The sequence below is a fragment of the Enterobacter sp. kpr-6 genome (genome assembly GCF_900116015.1).
In the GTDB taxonomy this organism is placed as follows: Bacteria; Pseudomonadota; Gammaproteobacteria; order Enterobacterales; family Enterobacteriaceae; genus Enterobacter_D.
The window spans coordinates 114,778-136,750 of record NZ_FOYH01000008.1; the positions used below are offsets into that span (position 1 = coordinate 114,778).

Here is a 21,973-nt window from a genome sequence, read left to right on the forward strand (position 1 = left end):
CGGGCGGGTATTATTGGGTCAGGGACGAGGAAATAATGTCCAGCGCACGACGGAACTGCGCTTCCGGGATGGTGAGCGGGTAGAGGAAGCGGATCACGTTGCCATACACGCCGCAGCTTAACAGCAGCAAACCGGCTTCCAGCGCCCGCGCCTGCACCTGGCGGGTGAATTCCGGCGACGGTTCACCCGTCTGCGGATCGGCAAATTCCACGGCCACCATCGAACCGAGCGCGCGGATATCGGCAATCTGCGGGCAGTCAGCTTTGGCTTTGTTCAGCACGTCGACCAGATGCTTGCCCAGATGCGCGGCGCGCTCGCAGAGATTTTCTTCTTCAATGACCTCAAGCACCGCCAGCGCCGAGGCGATCGCCAGCGGGTTACCGGCATAGGTACCGCCCAGACCGCCCGGTGCGGGGGCATCCATCACTTCGGCACGCCCGGACACCGCCGAAAGCGGCAGACCGCCCGCCAGACTTTTCGCCATGGTGATCAAATCGGGCTTCACGCTGTGATGCTCCATGGCAAACAGTTTGCCGGTGCGGGCAAAACCGGTCTGCACTTCATCGGCGATCAGCAGGATGCCATGGGTGTCGCAAAGTTTGCGCAGCGCCTGCATGAAATCATCCGGTGCGACGACAAAACCGCCCTCGCCCTGCACCGGCTCCAGCACAATCGCCGCCACCTGATCCGGGGCGATATCAGCTTTAAAAATGCGCTCCAGACTTTTTAAGGCGTCCGCCGTCGATACGTCGTGCAGCGCATTCGGGTACTGGGCGTGGAAAATGGAGCCAGGGAAGGGGCCGAAACCGATTTTGTACGGTGCAACTTTGCCGGTCAGCGCCATGGTCATGTAGGTGCGGCCATGAAAACCGCCGCCGAAGGTGATGAGTCCCGGACGTTTAGTGTAAGCACGGGCAATTTTGACGGCGTTTTCCACCGCTTCCGCCCCGGTGGAGAAAAAGGCGGTTTTAGCGGGGCCTTCGATGGGCACGCGGGCGTTAATTTTTTCAGCCAGTTCAACGTAACCCGCGTAGGGCACAATCTGGTAGGCGGTGTGAGTGAAGGCGTGCAGTTGCTTTTCCACCGCCGCCATCACTTTCGGGTGACGATGGCCGGTGTTGAGTACCGCGATCCCGGCGGCAAAGTCGATCACCTCGTTGCCTTCCACGTCCCACAGCGTGGCGTTTTCGGCTTTGTCGGCATAAAAATCACACATCACGCCGATGCCACGCGGCGTCGCCTGCAAACGGCGTTCGTTTAATTCTTTATTATTCATTATCGTCTCCCCGTCATTGATTCATATTCACCCGCTGTATAACCAATATGGCATAAGGCGATTTTTATTCGAGTGACAGATGGGAATAATTGAGGAGGCAGTTTTGAGAGTGTGATGGAGGTATATCAGGGAAGGTATAGCAGGGAGGATCTCCCCTCACTCCGGTCCTCTCTTGCAGAAAGAGGGAAAAACCGAACAGTGAGGGGGATGTCAGGACAACTTACGCTTCGATAGCCGCGCGCAGTTTCTTCATGGCGTTCTTTTCAAGCTGACGTACACGCTCGGCGGAGACGCCATAACGGTCGGCCAGTTCCTGCAAAGTGGACTTGTTGTCTTCGTCCAGCCAGCGGGCGCGAATGATCGCCTGGCTACGTTCGTCCAGACCCTGCATCGCATCGGTCAGACGGTTTGCCGCCTGCTCTTCCCAGTTATCATCTTCAATGCCGTCGGCAAAGTTAGATGTTTTATCCTGAAGATAAAGAACAGGTGCCATCGGCTGGCTGTCGGACTCATCGTCCGGGGACAGATCAAACGTCATGTCCTGCGCAGCCATGCGCGATTCCATTTCACGGACATCTTTGCTGGAAACGCCCAGCTCGCGAGCAACCATTTCCACTTCGTCCTGGTTGAACCAACCCAGACGCTGCTTCGCTTTACGCAGGTTAAAGAACAACTTACGTTGCGCTTTCGTGGTCGCGACTTTCACAATACGCCAGTTACGCAGAACGTATTCGTGAATTTCAGCTTTGATCCAGTGTACGGCGAACGACACCAGACGCACACCCACTTCCGGATTGAAGCGGCGCACGGCTTTCATCAGGCCGATATTACCTTCCTGAATCAGGTCAGCCTGCGGCAGGCCATAGCCCGAATAGTTACGAGCAATATGAACAACAAAGCGCAGGTGAGACAGGATCAGCGTTTTAGCTGCTTCCAGTGAGCCCTGGTAATGCAGCTTTTCAGCCAGCTCCTTTTCTTCATCAGCCGTTAACATCGGCCATGCGTTAGCGGCCCGGATATAGGATTCCAGGTTACCAACAGGGGCTAAAGCTAAATTTTGCATTTCTTTGGTCATTCAAATCCTCTCAATCGACTTCGTGCTGGCGGCGGTTTGTCCCCATCAGGCAACAAACATGCCAGTGCATATGAGCAACGAGAATATCATTCACACTTTTATCAGACAGTGATTTTATCCACAAGTTCCATGCAACGTTGTGAATAAATTACGCACAAATTGTGACATAACCATGAAAAAAAGCATGAGCAGGAAAAAGAGATAACAGGGACTCTTTCCCTGCAAGGACATCCAGTGCAGCAGGGAAAGAGTATATCAGAGAATTTTTAGTCGGGGGTAAAGTGACGTAAATGTTGCACAGTAGCGAGCCACGCCGCCAGCCAGCCGATCATTGAGCACACCAGCAGCAGCAGTAAACACTCGTCAAACGACAGGCCACTTAGCTCAAACTGGGTGCCGAAGATCTTCGCCACTTCCGTCACAGCCGATGACAAACGCATCACCAGAATTTCAGACAGGATCAGCGATAAAAACGCCCCGGTGAAGCCGAGAAGTGCGCCGCCGTAAAGAAACGGTCGCAGGATAAAACCATCCGTTGCGCCAATGAGTTTCTGCACATTGATGGTGTCGCGGCGGGCAAAAATGCTCAGCCGCACGCTGTTACCGATGACGAGGAAAACGGCGGCAACCATCAGCACGCCAATCATTGCCGAGACGCGTCCCACCAGCCCGGTAAGCGCCGCCAGGCGAGCAAACCAGCTATCGTCCATACGCACTTCATCAATGCCGTTCACCCGCGAAATTCTGTCGCGAAGCGTGTTCAGCGAGTCGGTATTCTGGAAATCCAGCTTCGGCACCACGACCGCCACCGCAGGCAGCGGGTTTTCTTCGAGCATATCCAGCGCACCGCCAAAGCCAGACCAGTTGCGGAACTCGCCCAGCGCCTCGTCGCGCGAGAGGTAATTCACTTTCTCGACGCCCTGCTCGGCCTGCAACTGCCCGACCACCTGCTGTGCCGCGTTATCATCCAGCGCTTTATCGAAATAAACGGTGATCTGCGGCGACGGATAATACTGCGTCGAAGCTTCGTGAACGTTTTTGTAAACCATATAGCAGACGCTGGGCAGCGTCAGGGAGATGGCAATAACCATCACCGTCAGGAAGGTCGCCAGCGGTTTGCTTTTCAGATCCTGCAACGCGCCCTGCCAGGCGTAGCGCATCTGCTCATTAAAAACGTTGGATTTACGCGAACCGGGTTTCGGCGGCGTTTTGCTGCGACCGGATGAGCCGCGATTGCCGCCGCCCGATGCGCCCGGTTTACGGAAGCGGTCGAACTTGCTGCCGAACTGGCGGATTTGGTTTACTGCATCGCGTTTATTCACCCGTCTGGCCTCCATGCAAATGGCCGTCGCTCAGACTCAGCATGCGGTATGAGCGACGCGAAATCAGTCCAATGTCGTGCGTCGCCATCAGCACGGTGACGCCCACGCGGTTAAACTCTTCGAACAGGCGCAAAATCCCTTCGGAGAGCGCATCATCCAGGTTACCGGTTGGCTCATCCGCCAGCAGTACCGCAGGCTTGTTGACCACCGCGCGGGCGATCCCCACCCGCTGTTGCTCCCCGCCGGAGAGCTGGATCGGAAAGTTTTTCGCTTTGTCGAGCAGCCCGACTTTATCCAGTGCCGCCGACACGCGGCGACGAATATCTTCACTGCTGGCACCCGCAATAATCAGCGGGATCGCCACGTTGTCGAACACCGTTCTGTCCATTAACAGATGGTGATCCTGGAAAATCATGCCGATCTGCCGACGCAAAAACGGCACTTCGCGGTTTTTAAGACGGCTAATATCGTGGCCGCCAAACCAAATTTTCCCGGCGCTGGGCCGTTCAATCCCACAGATAAGCTTTAACAGCGTACTTTTCCCGGCACCAGAGTGGCCGGTCAGAAACGCCATCTCGCCCGGTTGCAGGTGAAAAGTCACTCCCTGCAACGCTTGTCTCCCACCGAGATAGGCCTTGCTGACATGTTCAAAGCGAATCATTGTTAATCCTCTCGGGCAAAAAGTGCCTCTATAAAATCGCCCGCATTAAACGGACGTAAGTCCTCTATACGCTCGCCTGTCCCAATGTAGCGGATAGGAATACCAAACTGGTCAGCCACCGAGAAAATCACCCCGCCTTTAGCCGTACCGTCGAGTTTGGTCAGGGTAATCCCCGTCAAACCCACGGCTTCATGGAACAGTTTGGCCTGGCTAATCGCATTCTGCCCGGTGCTGGCGTCGATGGTCAGCATCACTTCGTGAGGCGCATCCACATCCAGCTTTTTCATCACGCGAACAATTTTCTTAAGCTCTTCCATCAGGTGCGCTTTATTCTGCAAACGCCCGGCGGTATCAGCGATTAAGACATCCGCTTTGCGTGATTTTGCAGCCTGAATCGCATCGAAAATCACCGAGGCGGAATCCGCACCCGTATGCTGCGCGATGACCGGAATATTATTGCGCTGGCCCCAGACCTGAAGCTGCTCAACCGCCGCCGCACGGAAGGTATCACCTGCCGCCAGCATTACCGATTTACCCTGCTGTTCAAACTGACGCGCCAGCTTACCAATCGTCGTGGTCTTACCCACGCCGTTAACGCCGACCATCAGAATAACAAAAGGTATTTTGCCTTCAACATTCAGCGGCTCTTCAACTTTCGCCAGAATGCCGCCCATCTCGTCTTTTAACAGACCGTACAGGGCTTCGGCATCACGAAGCTGTTTGCGGCTTGCACTTTCCGTCAGGTTAGCGATGATTTTGCGCGTGGTTTCCACGCCCACATCGGCAATCAGAAGCTGCTCTTCCAGCTCTTCAAACAGATCATCATCAATTTTCTTGCCACGGAAAAGACTGATAAATCCGGAACCGAGATTTTCTTTCGTTTTCAGCAGGCTGCGTTTTAAGCGCGCGAAAAAGCCCTCTTTGGTGGGTTTTTCCTGCTCAGGCTGCGCGGCGGCGATAACGTCTTCTTCAACGATCGTCTCAACCGGTTCTTCTGTTTCTACGGGTTCTGCGGCCAGGGCTGCGGCTTCTAACTCTTCATCCGTTAACGCGGCGTCTTCCTGCTCCTGAAGCCACTCTTCAGGCTCGGCTTCAGAAGGTTGTACTTCTTCGGCCTGCGGCAGTTCTTCATGCAGAACAACAGCTTCCGGTTCAGGTTCTGGTTCTGGTTCTGGTTCAGCAACGATCTCCGGTGCTTCGCGGGCGGCAACCTGCTCCGTGACCTCGACCACCTGCTCTGCAAAAGCCTCGGACTCTGTTTCCGTGTGCGGCTGCGCAGGCGTTTCTGCAACCTGTTCTTCAACTAACGGTTCTTCAGCTCGCTGTTCTTCGACCTGTTCGTCAACAACAGGCTGCGCTTCAATTTTCTGTTCTGGTACTGCTTCCTGCGGCTCGTCCTTCTGACCAAAGCCTAACCAGGAGAACAAGCCACGTTTTTTCTCTTTTGCCATTTGCGACTACACTCCTCGCGGTTAATTCATGGCGCAGCCCGCATTGTCGCAAACAGGGGGCTGAAAAATGAGTAAGATGTAATGATAAGTCGTTCGTTAGTCTAACACTTTCCTTACAGCACAGCACCGCCTGAGGATTAAGGTTTCAGAGCGCGCCTCACATCGCTAAAATAGCGGCCTAAATTTGTGACCAGAGCTTTCACTATGAAAAAACCCACCCGTGCCGCCAGCGGCCAGATTCGAATTATTGGCGGACAATGGCGCGGCCGTAAATTACCGGTTCCTGATAGCCCTGGCCTGCGCCCGACCACGGATCGCGTGCGTGAAACGTTGTTCAACTGGCTGGCCCCGTCGATGGTCAGCGCCCGTTGTCTCGACTGCTTTGCAGGCAGCGGCGCGCTGGGGCTGGAAGCGCTCTCCCGCTACGCCAGTGCAGCGACGCTTATCGAGATGGAACGCGGCGTGGCGCAGCAGTTGCAGCAAAATCTGGCGACGCTGAAGGCCGCGAACGCCAAAGTCGTCAATACCAATACCCTGACGTTCCTTAACCAGCCCGGAACGCCGCATGATATCGTTTTTGTCGATCCGCCGTTTCGCAAAGGCCTTCTCGATGACACCCTGCGTCTGCTTGAAGATAACGGCTGGCTGGCGGATGACGCGCTAATCTATGTAGAAAGTGAAGTCGAAAATGGTCTGCCACCGGTGCCGCTGCACTGGGATTTGCACCGGGAAAAGGTCGCCGGCCAGGTCGCCTACCGCTTGTATCACCGAACCGCTCAAGGAGAGCACAATGCTGATTAATCTGGGGCGCTTACTCATGCTGTGCGTGTGGGCGTTTCTTATCCTGAATCTGATCCACCCCTTCCCGCGCCCGATGAACATTTTTGTTAACGTCGCGCTGGTGTTCACCGCCTTCATGCATGCGCTGCAAATGGTGATGATGAAAACCGCCCTGCCCAAAGACGGCCCGCAGATGACCGCTGCCGAGCAGTGGCGCATTTTCCTGTTTGGCGTTTTCGAACTGCTGGTGTGGTTAAAGCGGCTGAAAAAAACCAGTCAACGTTAAGAAAATGCGGAAACCCGCGCAGACAGACCGAACATGCGTTGTCATAAGGCCGCCGCGACCACTACACTTGTTAGCAGGGCTGTGGGCGTAATGCCCGCGCAACAATAACGAATTCAAGGAATTAAGATGCTTTGGTCGTTTATCGCTGTTTGTTTTTCTGCGTGGCTGTATGTGGACGCGTCTTACCGGGGACCGGCCTGGCAACGCTGGGTATTTAAACCCGTCACCTTACTGCTTCTTCTTCTGCTGGCCTGGCAAGCGCCGATGTTTAACGCCGTCAGCTACTTAGTGCTGGCCGGGCTGTGCGCTTCTCTGGTGGGCGATGCGCTCACCCTGCTGCCGCGTCAGCGCCTGCTGTATGCCATCGGCGCGTTTTTCCTCGCGCACCTGCTGTATACCATTTATTTTGCCAGCCAGATGACGCTGTCGTTTTTCTGGCCGCTGCCGCTGGCGCTGCTGGTCATTGGCGCGCTCTTGCTGGCAGTGATCTGGACGCGGCTCGACGAGTTGCGCTGGCCGATTTGCACCTTTATTGCCATGACGCTGGTAATAGTCTGGCTGGCGGGCGAACTGTGGTTCTTCCGTCCAACCGCGCCTGCGCTGTCGGCCTTTGTCGGCGCGCTCCTGCTGCTGATCGGCAATATCGTCTGGCTGGGTAGCCATTACCGCCGCCGCTTCCGCGCCGATAACGCCATTTCTGCCGCCTGCTACTTCGCCGGACACTTCCTGATCGTGCGATCGCTGTACATATAACCCTTGACTCTGGAGTGGACTCCAGAGTGTATCCTCCGGGTAATGAGAAAATTATCATTCCCGGAGGATGTCATGACGCCCCGCCCATCGGATAAAAAAGCCCCGCAATTTGCCGCCATGAAGCTGCGCCCGCTCACGCCGGAAACCGGGAGCTGCGGCTGCGATAATGCCTGCGAGCCAGCCCCGGAACTCAATGAACAACCGCAGGGCCTCCGCTATTCGTGGCAGGTATCCGGGATGGACTGCGCTGCCTGCGCACGCAAAGTGGAAACCGCCGTGCGCCAGGTGGCGGGCGTCAGTCAGGTGCAGGTGACGTTTGCCACCGAGAGGCTGATTGTCGACGCCGGACAGGACGTGCGCGCGCAAATAGAAAAAGCCGTACAGAATGCGGGTTACCAGCTTCGCGATGAACATGCGGATGCACCAGCCCCCTCACGCCTGCGGGAAAATCTGCCGCTGCTGACATTAATTCTGATGATGGCCCTGAGCTGGACGCTTGAGCAGTTCAATCACCCCTTTGGACAACTGGCGTTTATCGCCACCACGCTGGTGGGCCTGTTCCCCATCGCCCGCCAGGCGCTGCGCCTGATCAAAAGCGGCAGTTGGTTCGCCATTGAAACCCTGATGAGCGTGGCCGCTATCGGCGCGCTGTTTATTGGCGCGACCGCCGAGGCAGCGATGGTGCTGCTGCTGTTTTTAATTGGCGAACGTCTTGAGGGCTGGGCCGCCAGCCGGGCACGTCAGGGGGTGAGTGCGCTGATCGCGCTTAAACCAGAAACCGCCACCCGGCTGCGCGAGGGCGCGCGCGAAACGGTGGCGATCCGCGACCTGCAACCTGGCGACACCATCGAAGTGGCGGCGGGCGGGCGTTTACCGGCGGATGGCAGGCTGATATCAGAATTTGCCAGCTTCGATGAGAGCGCCCTGACCGGCGAATCGGTGCCGGTGGAACGTCATGCGGGTGAAAATGTTCCGGCGGGTGCCACCAGCGTAGACCGGCTGGTGACGCTGGAAGTGGTTTCCCGTCCCGGCGACAGCGCCATCGACCGCATCCTGAAACTAATTGAAGAAGCCGAGGAGCGCCGCGCGCCGATTGAGCGTTTTATCGATCGCTTCAGCCGCATTTATACCCCCGTCATCATGGCCGTCGCGCTGCTGGTCGCGGTGCTACCGCCGCTGCTGCTGAACGCGGCGTGGGCGGAGTGGATCTACAAGGGGCTGACGCTGCTACTGATTGGTTGCCCTTGTGCGCTGGTGATCTCCACGCCTGCGGCCATTACCTCCGGCCTTGCGGCGGCGGCGCGCCGCGGGGCGCTGATCAAAGGCGGCGCGGCGCTGGAGCAGCTTGGGCGTGTCACGCAAATCGCTTTTGATAAAACCGGCACCCTGACGGTGGGGAAACCGCAGGTGACGGCAATCAATCCTTTTAGCGGCAGCGAAGAGACGTTGCTGGCGCTGGCAGCGGCGGTTGAGCAGGGTTCCACGCATCCGCTGGCCCAGGCCGTGGTTGAGGCAGCGGCACAGCGTGGGCTGACGCTTCCCGTCGCGCAAACGCAGCGCACGCTGTCGGGCCGCGGGATTGAGGCGCATATTGACGGCCAGTCGGTGCTTATCAGCGCCCCGGAAAAACTTCCGCCGGGCCTGCTTCATAACGCTGTACGTTTACAGATTCAGGAGCAGGAATCTCAGGGCCAGACGGTGATTGCAGTGGTGCGTGCGGGTGAACTTATCGGCACACTGGCGCTGCGCGATACCCTGCGCAACGACGCCCGCGACGCAGTGGACGCACTCAAAAACCTGGGAATAGAGGGCGTGATCCTCACCGGTGACAACCCACGCGCGGCAGCGGCGATTGCCAGCCGCCTGGGACTGGCATTTCAGGCCGAATTACTGCCCGCTGATAAAGTGCAGGCGGTGACGGCGCGCAATGCCCGCGCTCCGCTGGCGATGGTGGGTGACGGCATTAATGATGCACCGGCGATGAAAGCGGCCACTATCGGCATCGCGATGGGCGGCGGCACCGATGTGGCCCTGGAAACCGCCGACGCAGCGCTGACGCATAACCGTCTGAGCGGGCTGGTACAGATGATCGTTATTGCCCGCGCCACCCACGCCAATATCCGCCAGAACATCGCGATGGCACTGGGGCTAAAGGCGATTTTCCTGGTGACGACGCTACTGGGGATGACCGGGCTGTGGCTGGCAGTGCTGGCGGATACGGGTGCGACGGTGCTGGTGACGGCGAATGCGCTGCGGTTGTTGCGGAAGGGACGGGGTTAGTGTCCCCTCACCCCGGCCCTCTCCCCAAAGGAGAGGGGGAAAAGCCAGTCCGCGCTCGATCTGTCCCCTCTCCCACCGGGAGAGGGTTAGGGTGAGGGGCTCTCAATCTTAGGGTGAGGGTGAAAAACTACCCCTTCCTCAGCAAATACCGGTACGGCAGCGCCGCCGTATCCTGCGCCAGCAACTCATGTTCCATAAAAGTACAAAAGCCAGGGATATCGCGGGTTGTGGCCGGATCGTCCGCCACAATCAGTAGCGTCTCGCCACTTTGCATCGTGCGCACGGTTTTACGCACCATCATCACAGGTTCCGGGCAGCGCAGCCCCTGAGCATCAAGCGTGTGGTCAGGGCTGGAAAAGAGATCGGTCATGGGTATCTCACAGAGTCAAAAACCGGCTTAGTTTACCCCGCCTTTTTTGTGACGCAAGACAGGTTAACGATTGCGTTAAAATTAACCATTGCAATGGCTCCTTAACGCAGTATCATGCTGCGGTTTTCATTGGGTTCCCTCACCCCAACCACTAAAAAGGTCACAATATGACGTCGTTCTCTCAATCACAGCGCGTAAAAGCGTTGTTCTGGCTATCGCTATTCCATTTGCTGGTGATCACCTCCAGTAACTACCTGGTGCAGTTGCCGATCTCTGTTTTCGGTTTCCACACCACCTGGGGCGCATTCAGCTTCCCGTTTATCTTCCTGGCTACCGATTTGACCGTGCGTATTTTTGGCGCACCGCTGGCGCGACGCATTATTTTTGCGGTAATGATCCCGGCGCTGGTCGTTTCGTACATCATTTCGTCGCTGTTCTATATGGGAAGCTGGCAGGGTTTTGGAGCGCTCGCGCATTTCAACCTGTTCGTCGCCCGTATCGCCGTTGCCAGTTTTATGGCCTACACGCTCGGGCAGATTCTTGACGTGCGCGTCTTTAACCGTCTGCGCCAGAACCGCCGCTGGTGGCTGGCTCCGACGGTTTCCACCATCTTTGGTAACGCCTCCGACACCATCGCCTTCTTCTTTATCGCTTTCTGGCGCAGCCCGGATGCATTTATGGCACAACACTGGATGGAAATTGCGCTGGTTGACTACACCTTTAAGGTGCTCATCAGCCTTATCTTTTTCCTGCCGATGTATGGTGTATTGCTCAATATGTGTCTGAAAAGACTGGCAGACAAATCTGAAATTTCCATGTTGCAGACCAGTTAAAGGTACGCCTCTTAACTTGTGATAAGATGGACGAATGAGCCGTTTTGGCCGTTTATCGAAAGGAAGAAGTCAATGCGCAATCTGGTTAAATATGTCGGTATTGGCCTGCTGGTGATGGGGCTGGCGGCCTGTGATAACAACGACACGAAAACGCCTGTCCAGGGTGCTTCAGCTGAAAGCAACGCTACCGGCCAGCCGGTTTCGCTGCTGGACGGCAAACTGACGTTTTCCCTCCCTGCAGACATGACCGATCAGAGCGGCAAACTGGGAACGCAGTCCAACAACATGCACGTTTACTCTGATGCCACCGGCCAGAAAGCAGTGATTGTGATTGTGGGCGATGCCACTAACGAAGATCTCTCCGTGCTGACTAAGCGTCTGGAAGATCAACAGCGTAGCCGCGATCCGCAGCTTCAGGTGGTGACTAATAAATCCATCGAAGTGAAAGGTCACACGCTGCAGCAGTTAGACAGCATTATCTCTGCCAAAGGCCAGACCGCGTGGTCTTCTGTGGTGCTGGGTAAAGTGGATAATAAATTGCTGACGTTCCAGGTGACGCTGCCTGCCGAGAATCAGCAGCAGGCGCAAACTGCCGCTGAGAACATCATCAATACTATCGTTGTGAATTAATTTTACTGCGATTAAACGGCCTCCATCGGAGGCCGTTTTTTTAGCCGCCACGCCAGCAATAGCGCCACCGCCACCAGTCCCGCCGCCGCCAGATAAATCACCGGTACGCCCGCCCAGGCCATGAGCAGCCCGGCAGCCGGTCCCGTCACGCCGAGCGACAGATCCATAAACACGGTATAGGTAGCCAGCGCCGCGCCCTGGTTTTGCTGCGGTACCGCTTTAACCGCCACCACGCCGAGCGCCGGGAAGACCAGCGAGAAGCCAGCACCCGCCAGCAGTACGCCCAGTTTTGCCATCCAGGGTTCTCCTGCCAGCCCCACCAGAATCAGCCCGACGGTTTCCACCACGAAGCACACCATCGCCACGTTCAGACCGCCGACGCGGTTCACGGTATTCGGGAAAAACAGCCGGGTACCGACGAAGGCGCAGCTAAATAATGTCAGCGCAAACGCCGCGCCGTCCCACCCTTTGGCATCGTAAAACAGGGTGATAAAGGTGGCGATAACGCCAAACCCGGCCGATCCCAGTGCCAGCGCCATGCCGTACAGCCAGACGCGTCCGAGCACCGCGCGAAATGGCAGCGGCTTGCCTTTGCTGACGCTGACCGTCGGGCGCGTGAACGCAAACAGCAGCGCGATAATCGCAACCGCCATAATCAATGTGGCAAGACCGGTCAGGCCCGCATAGTGGTAGCACATCACGCCGAGCGGCGCTCCGAGCGCCATCGCGCCGTAAGACGCAATCCCGTTCCATGAAATCACCTTGCCGATGTGCAATGAGCCGACAACGCCCACGCCCCAGAGCGTCGAGCCGGTACCGGCAAAACTCTGCCCGACGCCAAGGATCACGCGCCCCAGACAGAGCAACAGCAGACTGATAACCGGCAAACCGCTGGTCATACCCGCGAGGAAATAGCCCGCGCCGCTCAGCACGCAGCCGCATAAACCAAAGATCACGATTTTTTTGGGGCCAAGCAGATCGGCAAAACGTCCGGCGTGCGGACGGCTTAACAGCGTGGCGAAATATTGCAGACTAATCACAAGTCCGGCCCAGAAGGCGCTAAATCCCATCACATCATGGACATAGCCCGGCAGCACCGCCAGCGGTAAACCAATGGTCAGGTAGCTGGCAAAATTAAAGATCACGACAGAAATAATGCGCAGATTGAGGCGCAATCCGCTTAGCGCCGGTTCGGCAGCAGGTTGGGGCATGGAGATCACCGGATTTTTTACAACAGTGTTTCACTATTACCACGATGGCGGAGGAAAATCAGTAACGCGTTGACGATCCGCATTCTCCAGCGAAGCGTGAGGCAGGCACTACACTTAACGGGCACAGCGAAAAAAGGAATTCAACATGGTTACGCCTAACCCCGATAAAGCGGGTTTACACATTCTGCTCAAACTGGCCTCACTGGTCATTATTCTGGCAGGCATTCATGCTGCCGCCGACATTATTGTTCAGCTCTTGCTTGCCGCATTTTTTGCTATCGTTCTCAACCCGCTGGTGACCTGGTTTTTACGCCGGGGGGTCAAGCGCCCGGTCGCGATCACCATCGTCGTGGTAGTCATGATGATTGTGCTGACGGCACTGTTTGGCGTACTGGCGGCTTCAACCAATGAATTCATTACGATGCTGCCGAAATACAATAAGGAACTGACGCGTAAGATTTTCTATCTGCAGGACTCACTGCCGTTTTTGCACTTACATATGTCGCCAGAACGAATGTTGCAGCGTATGGATTCAGACAAAATGATGACATTCGCCACCGCGCTGATGACGCAGCTTTCGAACGCGATGGCGAGTATCGTCCTGCTGGTCATGACCGTGGTGTTTATGCTGTTTGAAGTGCGCCACCTGCCGTACAAACTGCGTTTTGCGCTCAGCAATCCGCAGATCCACATTGCCGGGCTGCACCGCGCGCTCAAAGGCGTCTCGCACTATCTGGCGCTTAAAACGCTCATTAGCCTGTGGACCGGCGTAATTATCTGGCTGGGACTGATGCTGATGGACATCCAGTTCGCGCTGATGTGGGGCGTTCTCGCGTTTTTACTCAATTATGTTCCCAACATTGGCTCGGTGATTTCCGCAATCCCGCCGATGATCCAGGCGCTGCTGTTCAACGGCGTCTATGAATTTGTTCTGGTAGGTATACTTTTCCTCGTGGTGCACATGGTGCTGGGAAACATGGTGGAGCCGCGCATGATGGGGCACCGGCTGGGCATGTCGACGATGGTGGTCTTTTTATCCTTACTGGTGTGGGGCTGGCTGCTTGGCCCGGTAGGGATGCTGCTGTCCGTTCCGCTCACCAGCGTGTGCAAAATCTGGATGGAAACCACCAAAGGCGGCAGCAAACTGGCCATTCTGCTGGGCCCAGGCCGACCCAAAAGTCGGTTACCCGGATAATTCAACGCCGGGTTTATTCCCTTTAAAAAATAAAAATTTAGCCTGGTAATATACCAGGCTATTTTTTGCGAGAATCATCACTCTTTCAGCCACGATTATTATTCTGCAATAATGCCGCCTTATTATTCCTGACGATGTATAAACATTAATATTTGCTCGTAGACTTTCTGTTCCTTATTTCTGGCTCCGTGAACGGACTTTAATCTTCATTTAGCAGAAGGTAATTTACGTCATCCAGGATTTCCATCGTTATCAGACAAGGAGTCGTTATGAAAAAATATGTGGAATGGGCTGCGGCCATTGCTGTTGTGGGGGCACTGGCAGGCTGCTCCAGTACCGTACCCATCGCGATTATTCACAGCACAATTACCACCAGCCCTACCGAAGCCCAGGTCAGAAGCGCAATCATGAACGCTGGCGTAGAACGCAGGTGGATGATGAAAGAGGAAGGCAAAGGCGTCATCGTGGCCCGCCAGCAGGTTCGTAATCATAATGCGGAAGTGCGCATAAACTACAACGAAAGCACTTACTCTATTACCTATTCCAATAGCACCAATCTGGAAGCGGCCAACGGTCAAATCCATAAGAACTATAACCGCTGGGTGCGCAATCTCGATAAAAGTATCAAGGCTCACTTATACGCAACCGCCGGACGTTAATCGAACCATTTAAAAATCGGGCTAATAAAGGTCCGATAATTGCGTTAAAGCGTAAAAGGATTTACCCACGATGTATGAACAAGATTCATTAAGTGCGCTGGAAGCGATCACCGAAGCACAGCGTATCGCCTTCGCTCCTATGCTCTTTCAGACCGCGCTTTGCCTGAGAAATTTTGGCATCCTGGCTTACCTTGACGCACAGAAAAAAAGTGGCGCGACGCTGGACGAGATTGTGAGCCACAGCACCGCCTGCGAATATGCAGCGAGCGTTCTGCTAGATATGGGCTTAAGCGGCCGTATTGTGACGCAAAAAGAAGGTCGCTATTTTCTGGCCAAAGTCGGACATTATCTGCTGCATGACACCATGACGCGCGTGAATATAGATTTCACTCATGATGTTTGCTATCAGGGGCTTTTTGACCTGCAAACGGCGCTAGAAACGGGGCAGCCGAGCGGATTAAAACACTTTGGTGACTGGCCGACGATCTACCCTGCCCTCTCCCAGTTGCCCGCTGCCGCGCGCAAAAGCTGGTTTGCGTTCGATCATTTCTATTCAGATTCCGCCTTTGATGCCGCTCTGCCACATATATTCGCCAGTAAACCAGCAACATTGTACGATGTAGGCGGAAATACCGGAAAATGGGCATTGCGTTGCTGCCATTTCGATGAGAATGTGCGGGTCACTATATTGGATTTACCGCAGCAAATTGCGCTGTCGCAGGAAAACGTTGCCGCCGCAGGGTTATCTGAACGTATCGACTTTCATGCCGTCGATATGCTGGGCGATGCACCGCTGCCTGCCGGTGCGGATATCTGGTGGATGAGTCAGTTTTTAGACTGCTTTTCCCCGGATCAAATTATCACCATGTTAAGTAAAATCTCAAAAGTGATGAAACCCGACGCACGGCTGTGCATTCTGGAACTGTTCTGGGATGCTCAACGTTTTGAAGCCGCGTCGTTCAGCTTAAATGCGTCATCGCTCTATTTTACCTGCATGGCAAATGGCAACAGCCGCTTTTACAGTGCCGATAAGTTTTATCATTACCTTGAAATGGCGGGATTTCGGGTAGAAAAACGCGTTGATAATCTCGGCATGGGCCATAGCCTGCTGATATGTCATAAGCAGTAAGGATGGGGCGGTCTATGCCGCCTTGAGTCACGATTTTCGCGGATCCGCGTGGATGAAATTTGCATTAAACATTATCGACTGGCAGGCCAGAGCGCCGGGACTAAGTGAAGCATCGCAGTGGCTGGCCTGGTCACAGCATCGCCACGCAATCGATCCTCATGCCCCGCAGGCAAAGCTGACCGAGCTGCCGATGATGACGGCACGTCGTTTGAGTTCCGGGAGTCGTCTCGCGGTCGAATGCGGGCTGTCGATGCTGCACCGTCATCAGATTGACGCGGTGCTCTACACCAGTCGTCACGGCGAACTGGAGCGCAACTACCGCATCCTGCAAGCGCTGGCGACCGGGCAGGATGTCTCCCCGACCGATTTTGCCCTCTCCGTGCACAACTCTGCGGCGGGCAACCTTACCATCGTCGCGCAACAGCCGATCGTCTCTTCTGCGCTCTCCGCTGGCGTCGATACCTTCCAGCAAGGTTTATGCGAGGTCATCTGCTTACTTCAGGCGGGGCACAAGCGCGTGCTGATGGTTGATTTCGATGGAGCGCTGCCCGCGTTTTATCATCCCCACCTGCCCGAAAACATGCCAACCTGGGCCTATGCCGTGGCGCTGGTTTTTGAAGCCGGGAACGACTGGCACTGCGAAAGCAAAACTCAACCGGGCACCAGCGAGCCTGAGCTTGTGCAGAGCCTGCAATTTTTACAGCACTACTTAAACAACGAGTCTGCGTTTACCCTGGCAGGCGAGCGTTTGCAGTGGCACTGGAGCCGCGGGTGAGTCGCCTGTTCGCCATGATGAACAGGTTATGGCGTCTGGTCATGACCGGCCTGTGTTTTGTGCTGTTCGGCATCGGGGGCCTGCTGCTGTCGCTGGTGTGGTTCAATTTATTGCTGCTGGTGCAGCGTGACAAAAATCGCCGTCGCCGTCTGGCACGACGCAGTATCGCCGCAAGTTTCCGCTTCTTTTTGAACATCGCCCGAACGCTGGGCGTGCTCGATTACCGCATCGACGGCGCAGAAACGTTACGCCGTGAACGCGGCTGTCTGGTGGTGGCGAACCACCCGACGCTCATTGATTATGTGCTGCTGGCCTCGGTAATGCCCGAAACCGACTGTATTGTAAAAGGGGCGCTGCTGAAAAACCCCTTTCTGTCAGGCGTCGTGCGCGCCGCAGACTATCTGATCAACAGCCAGGCAGAAGCCTTGTTACCCGCCTGCCAGCAACGGCTTGCGCAGGGTGACACGCTGTTAATCTTCCCCGAAGGCACCCGGACGCGCCCAGGGGAAGCGATGACGCTGCAACGCGGCGCGGCCAATATCGCCGTGCGCTGTAGCAGCGATTTACGCATTGTAGTGATCCACTGCAGTGAACATTTGCTGGATAAAAACAGCCGATGGTATGACGTTCCACCCCGCAAACCGATGTTCACCGTACAGGTACGTGAGCGGGTAAATATAAAGCAATTTTACGATGCAAAATCGCAAGAACCGGCGCTGGCGGCAAGGCAGCTTAACCGGCATCTTTTGCAACAATTAGCACCCGATTTTGCCCCTTTGATCAGGAATGAATGATGCAAGCACTCTCCCTTGAAATTAAAAATCTCATTATAACGACACTCAATCTGGACGAATTAACCGCCGACGATATCGACACCGATGCGGCGCTTTTTGGGGATGGGTTAGGACTGGATTCTATTGATGCTCTCGAACTGGGACTGGCGGTTAAAAACCAGTATGGCGTCGTGCTCTCTGCGGAAAGTGAAGAAATGCGTCAGCATTTTTACTCTGTGGCGAGCCTGGCCTCTTTTATCCAGGCACAACGCGCCTGAAGGAGACTGCTGCCATGACTGAACAACACGCTATTTATGAAGAAGTCTCCACACTTCTCGTCAAACTGTTCGAAATCGAACCCGATGCCATCACGCCACAGGCCCGCCTGTATGAGGATCTGGAGCTGGACAGCATCGACGCGGTGGACATGATCGTGCACCTGCAAAAAAAGACCGGTAAGAAAATCAAACCGGACGAGTTTAAATCCGTGCGCACCGTTCAGGATGTGGTTGACGCCGTAGAACGTCTGCTGCGCGAAGAATAACTCGCCATGCGTCGCTCCCGCCTGCGACCGGGCGTGCAGAAACTTTCAGCGCTGCTGATGCTGGGCTGGCCATTTTTTATCTGGTTTGGCCTGACGCATAACAGCCTGCACTGGCTGCTGCCGCTGATGGCGCTGCTGTTGATTGTTCGCCTGCGCCAGATCCGCCAGATGACCGGCCCGATGCGCGCCGTATTGCAGTCCGTCGCGCTGGCCGGTATCGCGCTCTGTATCGCCAGCTCGCTACTGAAAAGCCATCAGTTGCTGCTGTTTTATCCGCTGGCGGTCAACCTGGTGATGCTCTGCGTATTCGCCGGGTCGCTGTGGACAACTCAACCGCTGGTCGAACGCCTGGCGCGCCTGCGAGACCCCGATCTTTCTGCCGCAGCGGTGCGCTACACGCGTCGCGTCACGCAGGTCTGGTGCGTCTTTTTTATCATCAATGGCACGCTGGCCCTTCTCACGGCAGTGCATGGCGATATGCAGCTCTGGACCGCCTGGAACGGCTTGATCGCTTACCTGCTGATGGGAACCCTCATGGCGGGTGAATGGCTGGTGCGCTGCCGGGTGATTAAGCGAGAAACACGATGATGCTAACGCTTCCGCTGGCGCACTGGCTTACCAGCCCGCGCCCGAACGAGACGCCCATCGCCTGGCTGGGCGACCACATCTGGACGCTGGGCCAGTTGCGGTATGACGTCGCGCACCTGGCCGCCGCCCTGCAACAGCAGGACGGCGCACGCTGGGCGCTGTGCGCTGAAAACAGCTATCTGTTTCTCGTGGCGCTGCTCGCCGCGCTGCATGCGGGCAAAACGCCGGTGATCCCCGGTCACAGCCGCGAATCTTTGCTCAATGAACAACGCACGCTGTTTGACGGCGTGTTGAGCGATCGTCCTCTGGACGGGTGCGGACCGGTACAGGTGGTGACCTCCTCAGGGGAAAGCGGGGCCGGTGTTCAGCCCCTGCCTGCCATCGATCCACACAGTCACGTTGAACTCTTTACCTCCGGCTCGACCGGGCACCCGCAGCGGATCGTTAAACCCATTGCCAGCCTTGATTGTGAAGCCAGCCTGCTGGCGGCCCGTTTTGCCGATCGGCTGGCTGGCTGCCGGGTGATTGGGTCCGTCGCGCCGCTGCATCTGTATGGCCTGACCTTTCGCATTTTCCTGCCGATGTCGCTTGGCCTGCCGCTGCACGCCGCGATGATCCAGTACGCTGAACAGCTTGCCGCACTCGATAGCCAGCAACGTTATGCGTTCATCAGTAGCCCGGCGTTTCTGAAGCGACTCGACGATAAACTGACGCCGCCGCCGGTAGAAATGCTCCTGTCAGCGGGCGGAATGCTGCCCTGTCAGGACGCCGTGCACACCGCCGCCTGGCTTCACGTCTGGCCGGATGAAATCTACGGCAGCACCGAAACCGGTGTTCTCGCCTGGCGTCATCGCCAGCACGATGACGCAGCCTGGCTGCCCTTTCCTGGCGTGCAGATCACCGCTGAGGGGGAGCATTTTCGCGCCATTTCCCCGCTGATCCTCGCAGAAAGCGGCCTGTTGCTCGACGATATTTTGCATTTTAATCAGGACGGGACCTTTCAGCTTGTCGGCCGTCGTGGTCGGGTCGTGAAAATTGAAGAAAAACGCATTTCTCTGAACGAAATTGAACAGCGACTGCGGGATCTCGATGGTGTGTGCGACGCCGCAGCGCTGGCCATTACGCGCCATGGACGCCAGAGCGTTGGCGCGTTGCTGGTGCTCGATGCGGTCACGCGTGAAAAGTGGCAGCACAGCGCCGGGGCACTGGAATTATCCTGGCGAGCCGCGCTGCGCCCCTGGCTTGAACCGGTCGCCGTGCCGCGCTACTGGCGCATTATTGAAGAAATTCCCGTCAACAGTATGAACAAGCGTGTCTATGCGCATTTACAGGAGTTATTTCATGAAACCGCATGAAATCGAGCGCCACCAGCCCACGCCTGCGCAAGCCCACATTGTTTTGCATCTCGATCCCGACCTGTTCTGGTTTCGCGGACATTTTGCTGTGCAACCGCTGCTGCCCGGCGTCGCGCAACTGGACTGGGCGATGTATTACGCCACCATGCTACTGGCCCCGGATTTTCGTTTCCACAGCCTGCAGAACGTTAAATTCCAGGCTCCCCTGCTCCCCGGCTATCTCGTCACGCTGACGCTGGCGTGGCAGGCGGAGCGCCAGATGCTGAGCTTTAGTTATCAGTACCATGCCGGTGAGGCCCGCCACACCGCCAGCAGCGGGAAAATCCGGCTATGTCGTTAACTTTTCGCCCCTGCGTGGTGATCCCCTGCTATAACCACGGCGCGATGATGGCGAGCGTCATCGCCCGCCTGAAACCGTCGGGCCTGCCCTGCTATATCGTGGACGACGGCAGCGACTTCGCCACCCGCCAGGTGCTGACAGCCCTTGCCGCCGCACATGAAAACGTCACCCTGCTGCGGCTGGCGAAAAACGCCGGAAAAGGCGAAGCGGTGATCCAGGGCCTGCGGGCCGCCGCTGCTGGGGGCTTTACCCACGCCGTGCAGGTGGACGCCGACGGGCAGCACGCCATCGAAGACATTGCCGGTTTGCTGGCTCTCGCGAAGCAGCATCCGCAGGCGCTGATCTCAGGTCAGCCCATTTATGACGACTCGATCCCCCGCTCGCGCCTGTACGGGCGCTGGATCACCCACGTCTGGGTCTGGATCGAAACCCTGTCGCTCACCCTCAAAGACAGCATGTGCGGCTTTCGCGTTTATCCGGTTGCGCCCACGCTGCGGCTGGCGTCGCGGGTCACGCTCGGCAAGCGCATGGATTTCGATACCGAAGTGATGGTGCGCCTTTACTGGCAGGGAAATACCAGCTATTTCCTGCCCACTCACGTTACCTATCCGGCGGACGGGCTGTCGCATTTCGACGCGCTGAAAGACAACCTGCGTATTTCGCTCATGCACACCCGGCTGTTTTTCGGCATGTTGCCGCGATTGCCGTCGCTGCTCATGCGCCACCGCCGTAAACACTGGGCGCAGCAGGACGAAGTGAGCGGTCTGCTCGGTATGCGGATCATGCTCGCCGTCTGGCGGTTGTGCGGGCGGCGGGCTTTCTCCGCCCTGCTTTATCCGGTGGTGGCGGGATACTGGCTGACGGCACACACCGCCCGCCGGGCTTCAAACCTGTGGCTGGAACGCGTACGCACTACGCTCGTCGAACGCGGTCAGCCTGTGCCCGGCAAACTCACCAGCTATCGCCACTTTTTACGTTTTGCTGATGCGATGTCCGACAAAATCGCCAGCTGGCGTGGCGAGCTACACATGGGCCGCGACGTGCATTTTGCGCCGGGGGCCGAAGCCGCGCTGGGGCGCGACGAACCGGAAGGCAAACTGCTGCTGGCCTCGCATCTGGGAGATGTTGAAGCCTGCCGCGCGCTAGCCCAGCTTGAAGGCGGTAAAGTCATTAACGCGCTGGTATTTAACGAAAACGCCCGGCGCTTTAAGCAGATCATGCAGGAAGTGGCTCCGCAGGCCGGGCTGAACCTGATCCCGGTCACCCACATCGGCCCGGATACCGCCATGCTGCTGAAAGAGAAGCTGGATCGTGGCGAATGGGTGGCGATCGTCGGCGATCGCATCGCGGTTAATCCGCAGCGCGGCGGCGAGTGGCGCGTTAACTGGAGTTCCTTTATGGGCCACCCCGCGCCTTTTCCGCAGGGGCCGTTTATTCTCGCGGCGGCGCTGCGTTGCCCGGTGCTACTGATTTTCGCGCTACGCGAGGCCGATAAAACGCTGCGCATCCACTGCGAGCCGTTCGCTAACCCGCTGCCGATGCCGCGCACAGCGCGGGAAGCGGCGCTGCAACAGGCGATCGATCGCTACGCCGCGCGCCTTGAACACTACGCGCTGTTATCGCCGCTCGACTGGTTTAATTTTTTCGATTTCTGGCAACTGCCTGACGCCCAGGACAAGGAGTAAGT

23 protein-coding genes and 1 pseudogene are annotated in these 21,973 nt (G+C 56.7%); 17 read left to right on the plus strand and 7 right to left on the minus strand.

The features are described 5' to 3' along the window. Window positions 1-10: 10 nt before the first annotated feature. The 5 genes from BM373_RS17360 to ftsY all read right to left on the minus strand — a co-directional run bounded on the left by BM373_RS17360 (window position 11) and on the right by ftsY (window position 5,785). Complete coding sequence (locus BM373_RS17360; RefSeq protein ID WP_090464182.1) at window positions 11-1,276, minus strand: 4-aminobutyrate--2-oxoglutarate transaminase; 1,266 nt, start codon at window positions 1,274-1,276, stop codon at window positions 11-13. Window positions 1,277-1,496: 220 nt separating this feature from the next. Next, window positions 1,497-2,351: an RNA polymerase sigma factor RpoH gene (gene rpoH, locus BM373_RS17365; RefSeq protein ID WP_090464185.1), complete on the minus strand. Its 855-nt coding sequence runs from the start codon at window positions 2,349-2,351 to the stop codon at window positions 1,497-1,499. A 266-nt stretch (window positions 2,352-2,617) separates the two neighbouring features. Then, window positions 2,618-3,673, minus strand: coding sequence for a permease-like cell division protein FtsX (gene ftsX, locus BM373_RS17370; protein WP_090464187.1), 1,056 nt, complete (start codon window positions 3,671-3,673; stop codon window positions 2,618-2,620). Continuing rightward, complete coding sequence (ftsE, locus tag BM373_RS17375; protein ID WP_090464190.1) at window positions 3,666-4,334, minus strand: cell division ATP-binding protein FtsE; 669 nt, start codon at window positions 4,332-4,334, stop codon at window positions 3,666-3,668. The genes ftsX and ftsE overlap by 8 nt, the downstream gene beginning before the upstream one ends. A 2-nt stretch (window positions 4,335-4,336) precedes the next feature. Further along, the gene (gene ftsY / locus BM373_RS17380) at window positions 4,337-5,785 is read right to left on the minus strand and encodes a signal recognition particle-docking protein FtsY (RefSeq protein ID WP_090464193.1); all 1,449 of its coding nucleotides are present in this window, start codon (window positions 5,783-5,785) and stop codon (window positions 4,337-4,339) included. Between the two features lie 204 nt (window positions 5,786-5,989). Here ftsY and rsmD point away from each other — a divergent pair, with 204 nt between their 5' ends. The 4 genes from rsmD (at window position 5,990) to zntA (ending at window position 9,884) form a co-directional block, all read left to right on the plus strand. Beyond that, window positions 5,990-6,586, plus strand: coding sequence for a 16S rRNA (guanine(966)-N(2))-methyltransferase (gene rsmD, locus BM373_RS17385; RefSeq protein ID WP_090464196.1), 597 nt, complete (start codon window positions 5,990-5,992; stop codon window positions 6,584-6,586). Continuing rightward, window positions 6,576-6,851: a DUF1145 family protein gene (locus tag BM373_RS17390; protein WP_090464199.1), complete on the plus strand. Its 276-nt coding sequence runs from the start codon at window positions 6,576-6,578 to the stop codon at window positions 6,849-6,851. The genes rsmD and BM373_RS17390 overlap by 11 nt, the downstream gene beginning before the upstream one ends. 126 nt (window positions 6,852-6,977) lie before the next feature. Beyond that, a complete protein-coding gene (locus BM373_RS17395) occupies window positions 6,978-7,604 on the plus strand; it encodes a lysoplasmalogenase (RefSeq protein ID WP_090464202.1) in 627 nt (208 codons plus the stop codon). Between the two features lie 72 nt (window positions 7,605-7,676). Continuing rightward, entirely contained in the window at window positions 7,677-9,884 is a 2,208-nt protein-coding gene (gene zntA, locus BM373_RS17400; RefSeq protein ID WP_090464204.1) for a Zn(II)/Cd(II)/Pb(II) translocating P-type ATPase ZntA, read from the plus strand. A gap of 127 nt (window positions 9,885-10,011) precedes the next feature. Here zntA and tusA read toward each other — a convergent pair whose 3' ends face one another. Continuing rightward, entirely contained in the window at window positions 10,012-10,254 is a 243-nt protein-coding gene (tusA, locus tag BM373_RS17405; protein WP_090464207.1) for a sulfurtransferase TusA, read from the minus strand. 167 nt (window positions 10,255-10,421) lie between these two features. Between tusA and BM373_RS17410 the strand changes: the two genes are divergently transcribed. Together BM373_RS17410 and BM373_RS17415 are read left to right on the plus strand one after the other, a co-directional pair. Continuing rightward, the gene (locus BM373_RS17410) at window positions 10,422-11,087 is read left to right on the plus strand and encodes a 7-cyano-7-deazaguanine/7-aminomethyl-7-deazaguanine transporter (protein ID WP_090464210.1); all 666 of its coding nucleotides are present in this window, start codon (window positions 10,422-10,424) and stop codon (window positions 11,085-11,087) included. Window positions 11,088-11,159: 72 nt separating this feature from the next. Then, window positions 11,160-11,717, plus strand: coding sequence for a DcrB family lipoprotein (locus BM373_RS17415; protein ID WP_090464214.1), 558 nt, complete (start codon window positions 11,160-11,162; stop codon window positions 11,715-11,717). A gap of 11 nt (window positions 11,718-11,728) precedes the next feature. Here BM373_RS17415 and BM373_RS17420 read toward each other — a convergent pair whose 3' ends face one another. Continuing rightward, entirely contained in the window at window positions 11,729-12,928 is a 1,200-nt protein-coding gene (locus BM373_RS17420) for an MFS transporter (protein ID WP_090464217.1), read from the minus strand. Window positions 12,929-13,073: 145 nt separating this feature from the next. Between BM373_RS17420 and BM373_RS17425 the strand changes: the two genes are divergently transcribed. From BM373_RS17425 to BM373_RS17475, 11 genes and pseudogenes are all read left to right on the plus strand, one after another. Continuing rightward, window positions 13,074-14,123 (plus strand): AI-2E family transporter, encoded by a 1,050-nt coding sequence (locus BM373_RS17425; protein ID WP_090464220.1) that lies wholly within the window; start codon window positions 13,074-13,076, stop codon window positions 14,121-14,123. A gap of 269 nt (window positions 14,124-14,392) precedes the next feature. Next, window positions 14,393-14,782 (plus strand): hypothetical protein, encoded by a 390-nt coding sequence (locus BM373_RS17430; protein WP_090464222.1) that lies wholly within the window; start codon window positions 14,393-14,395, stop codon window positions 14,780-14,782. A 70-nt stretch (window positions 14,783-14,852) separates the two neighbouring features. Next, window positions 14,853-15,911, plus strand: a complete 1,059-nt coding sequence (locus BM373_RS17435; protein WP_090464225.1) for a methyltransferase — start codon at window positions 14,853-14,855, stop codon at window positions 15,909-15,911. Between the two features lie 52 nt (window positions 15,912-15,963). After that, window positions 15,964-16,686: a beta-ketoacyl synthase chain length factor gene (locus BM373_RS17440; protein WP_090464227.1), complete on the plus strand. Its 723-nt coding sequence runs from the start codon at window positions 15,964-15,966 to the stop codon at window positions 16,684-16,686. Continuing rightward, a pseudogene (locus BM373_RS17445) lies at window positions 16,665-17,499 on the plus strand (lysophospholipid acyltransferase family protein). The gene BM373_RS17440 and the pseudogene BM373_RS17445 overlap by 22 nt, the downstream one beginning before the upstream one ends. Then, on the plus strand, window positions 17,480-17,737 hold the full coding sequence (locus tag BM373_RS17450) for a phosphopantetheine-binding protein (protein WP_090464230.1): 258 nt from the start codon (window positions 17,480-17,482) through the stop codon (window positions 17,735-17,737). The pseudogene BM373_RS17445 and the gene BM373_RS17450 overlap by 20 nt, the downstream one beginning before the upstream one ends. Window positions 17,738-17,751: 14 nt before the next feature. Next, on the plus strand, window positions 17,752-18,003 hold the full coding sequence (locus tag BM373_RS17455; protein WP_090464233.1) for an acyl carrier protein: 252 nt from the start codon (window positions 17,752-17,754) through the stop codon (window positions 18,001-18,003). A gap of 6 nt (window positions 18,004-18,009) precedes the next feature. Next, complete coding sequence (locus BM373_RS17460) at window positions 18,010-18,591, plus strand: COG4648 family protein (protein ID WP_090464236.1); 582 nt, start codon at window positions 18,010-18,012, stop codon at window positions 18,589-18,591. Then, window positions 18,588-19,946, plus strand: a complete 1,359-nt coding sequence (locus BM373_RS17465) for a class I adenylate-forming enzyme family protein (protein ID WP_090464239.1) — start codon at window positions 18,588-18,590, stop codon at window positions 19,944-19,946. The genes BM373_RS17460 and BM373_RS17465 overlap by 4 nt, the downstream gene beginning before the upstream one ends. Continuing rightward, window positions 19,933-20,286 (plus strand): ApeI family dehydratase, encoded by a 354-nt coding sequence (locus BM373_RS17470; protein WP_090464242.1) that lies wholly within the window; start codon window positions 19,933-19,935, stop codon window positions 20,284-20,286. The genes BM373_RS17465 and BM373_RS17470 overlap by 14 nt, the downstream gene beginning before the upstream one ends. Further along, window positions 20,277-21,971, plus strand: coding sequence for a glycosyltransferase family 2 protein (locus tag BM373_RS17475; RefSeq protein ID WP_090464245.1), 1,695 nt, complete (start codon window positions 20,277-20,279; stop codon window positions 21,969-21,971). The genes BM373_RS17470 and BM373_RS17475 overlap by 10 nt, the downstream gene beginning before the upstream one ends. The last annotated feature ends 2 nt before the right edge of the window (window positions 21,972-21,973 follow it).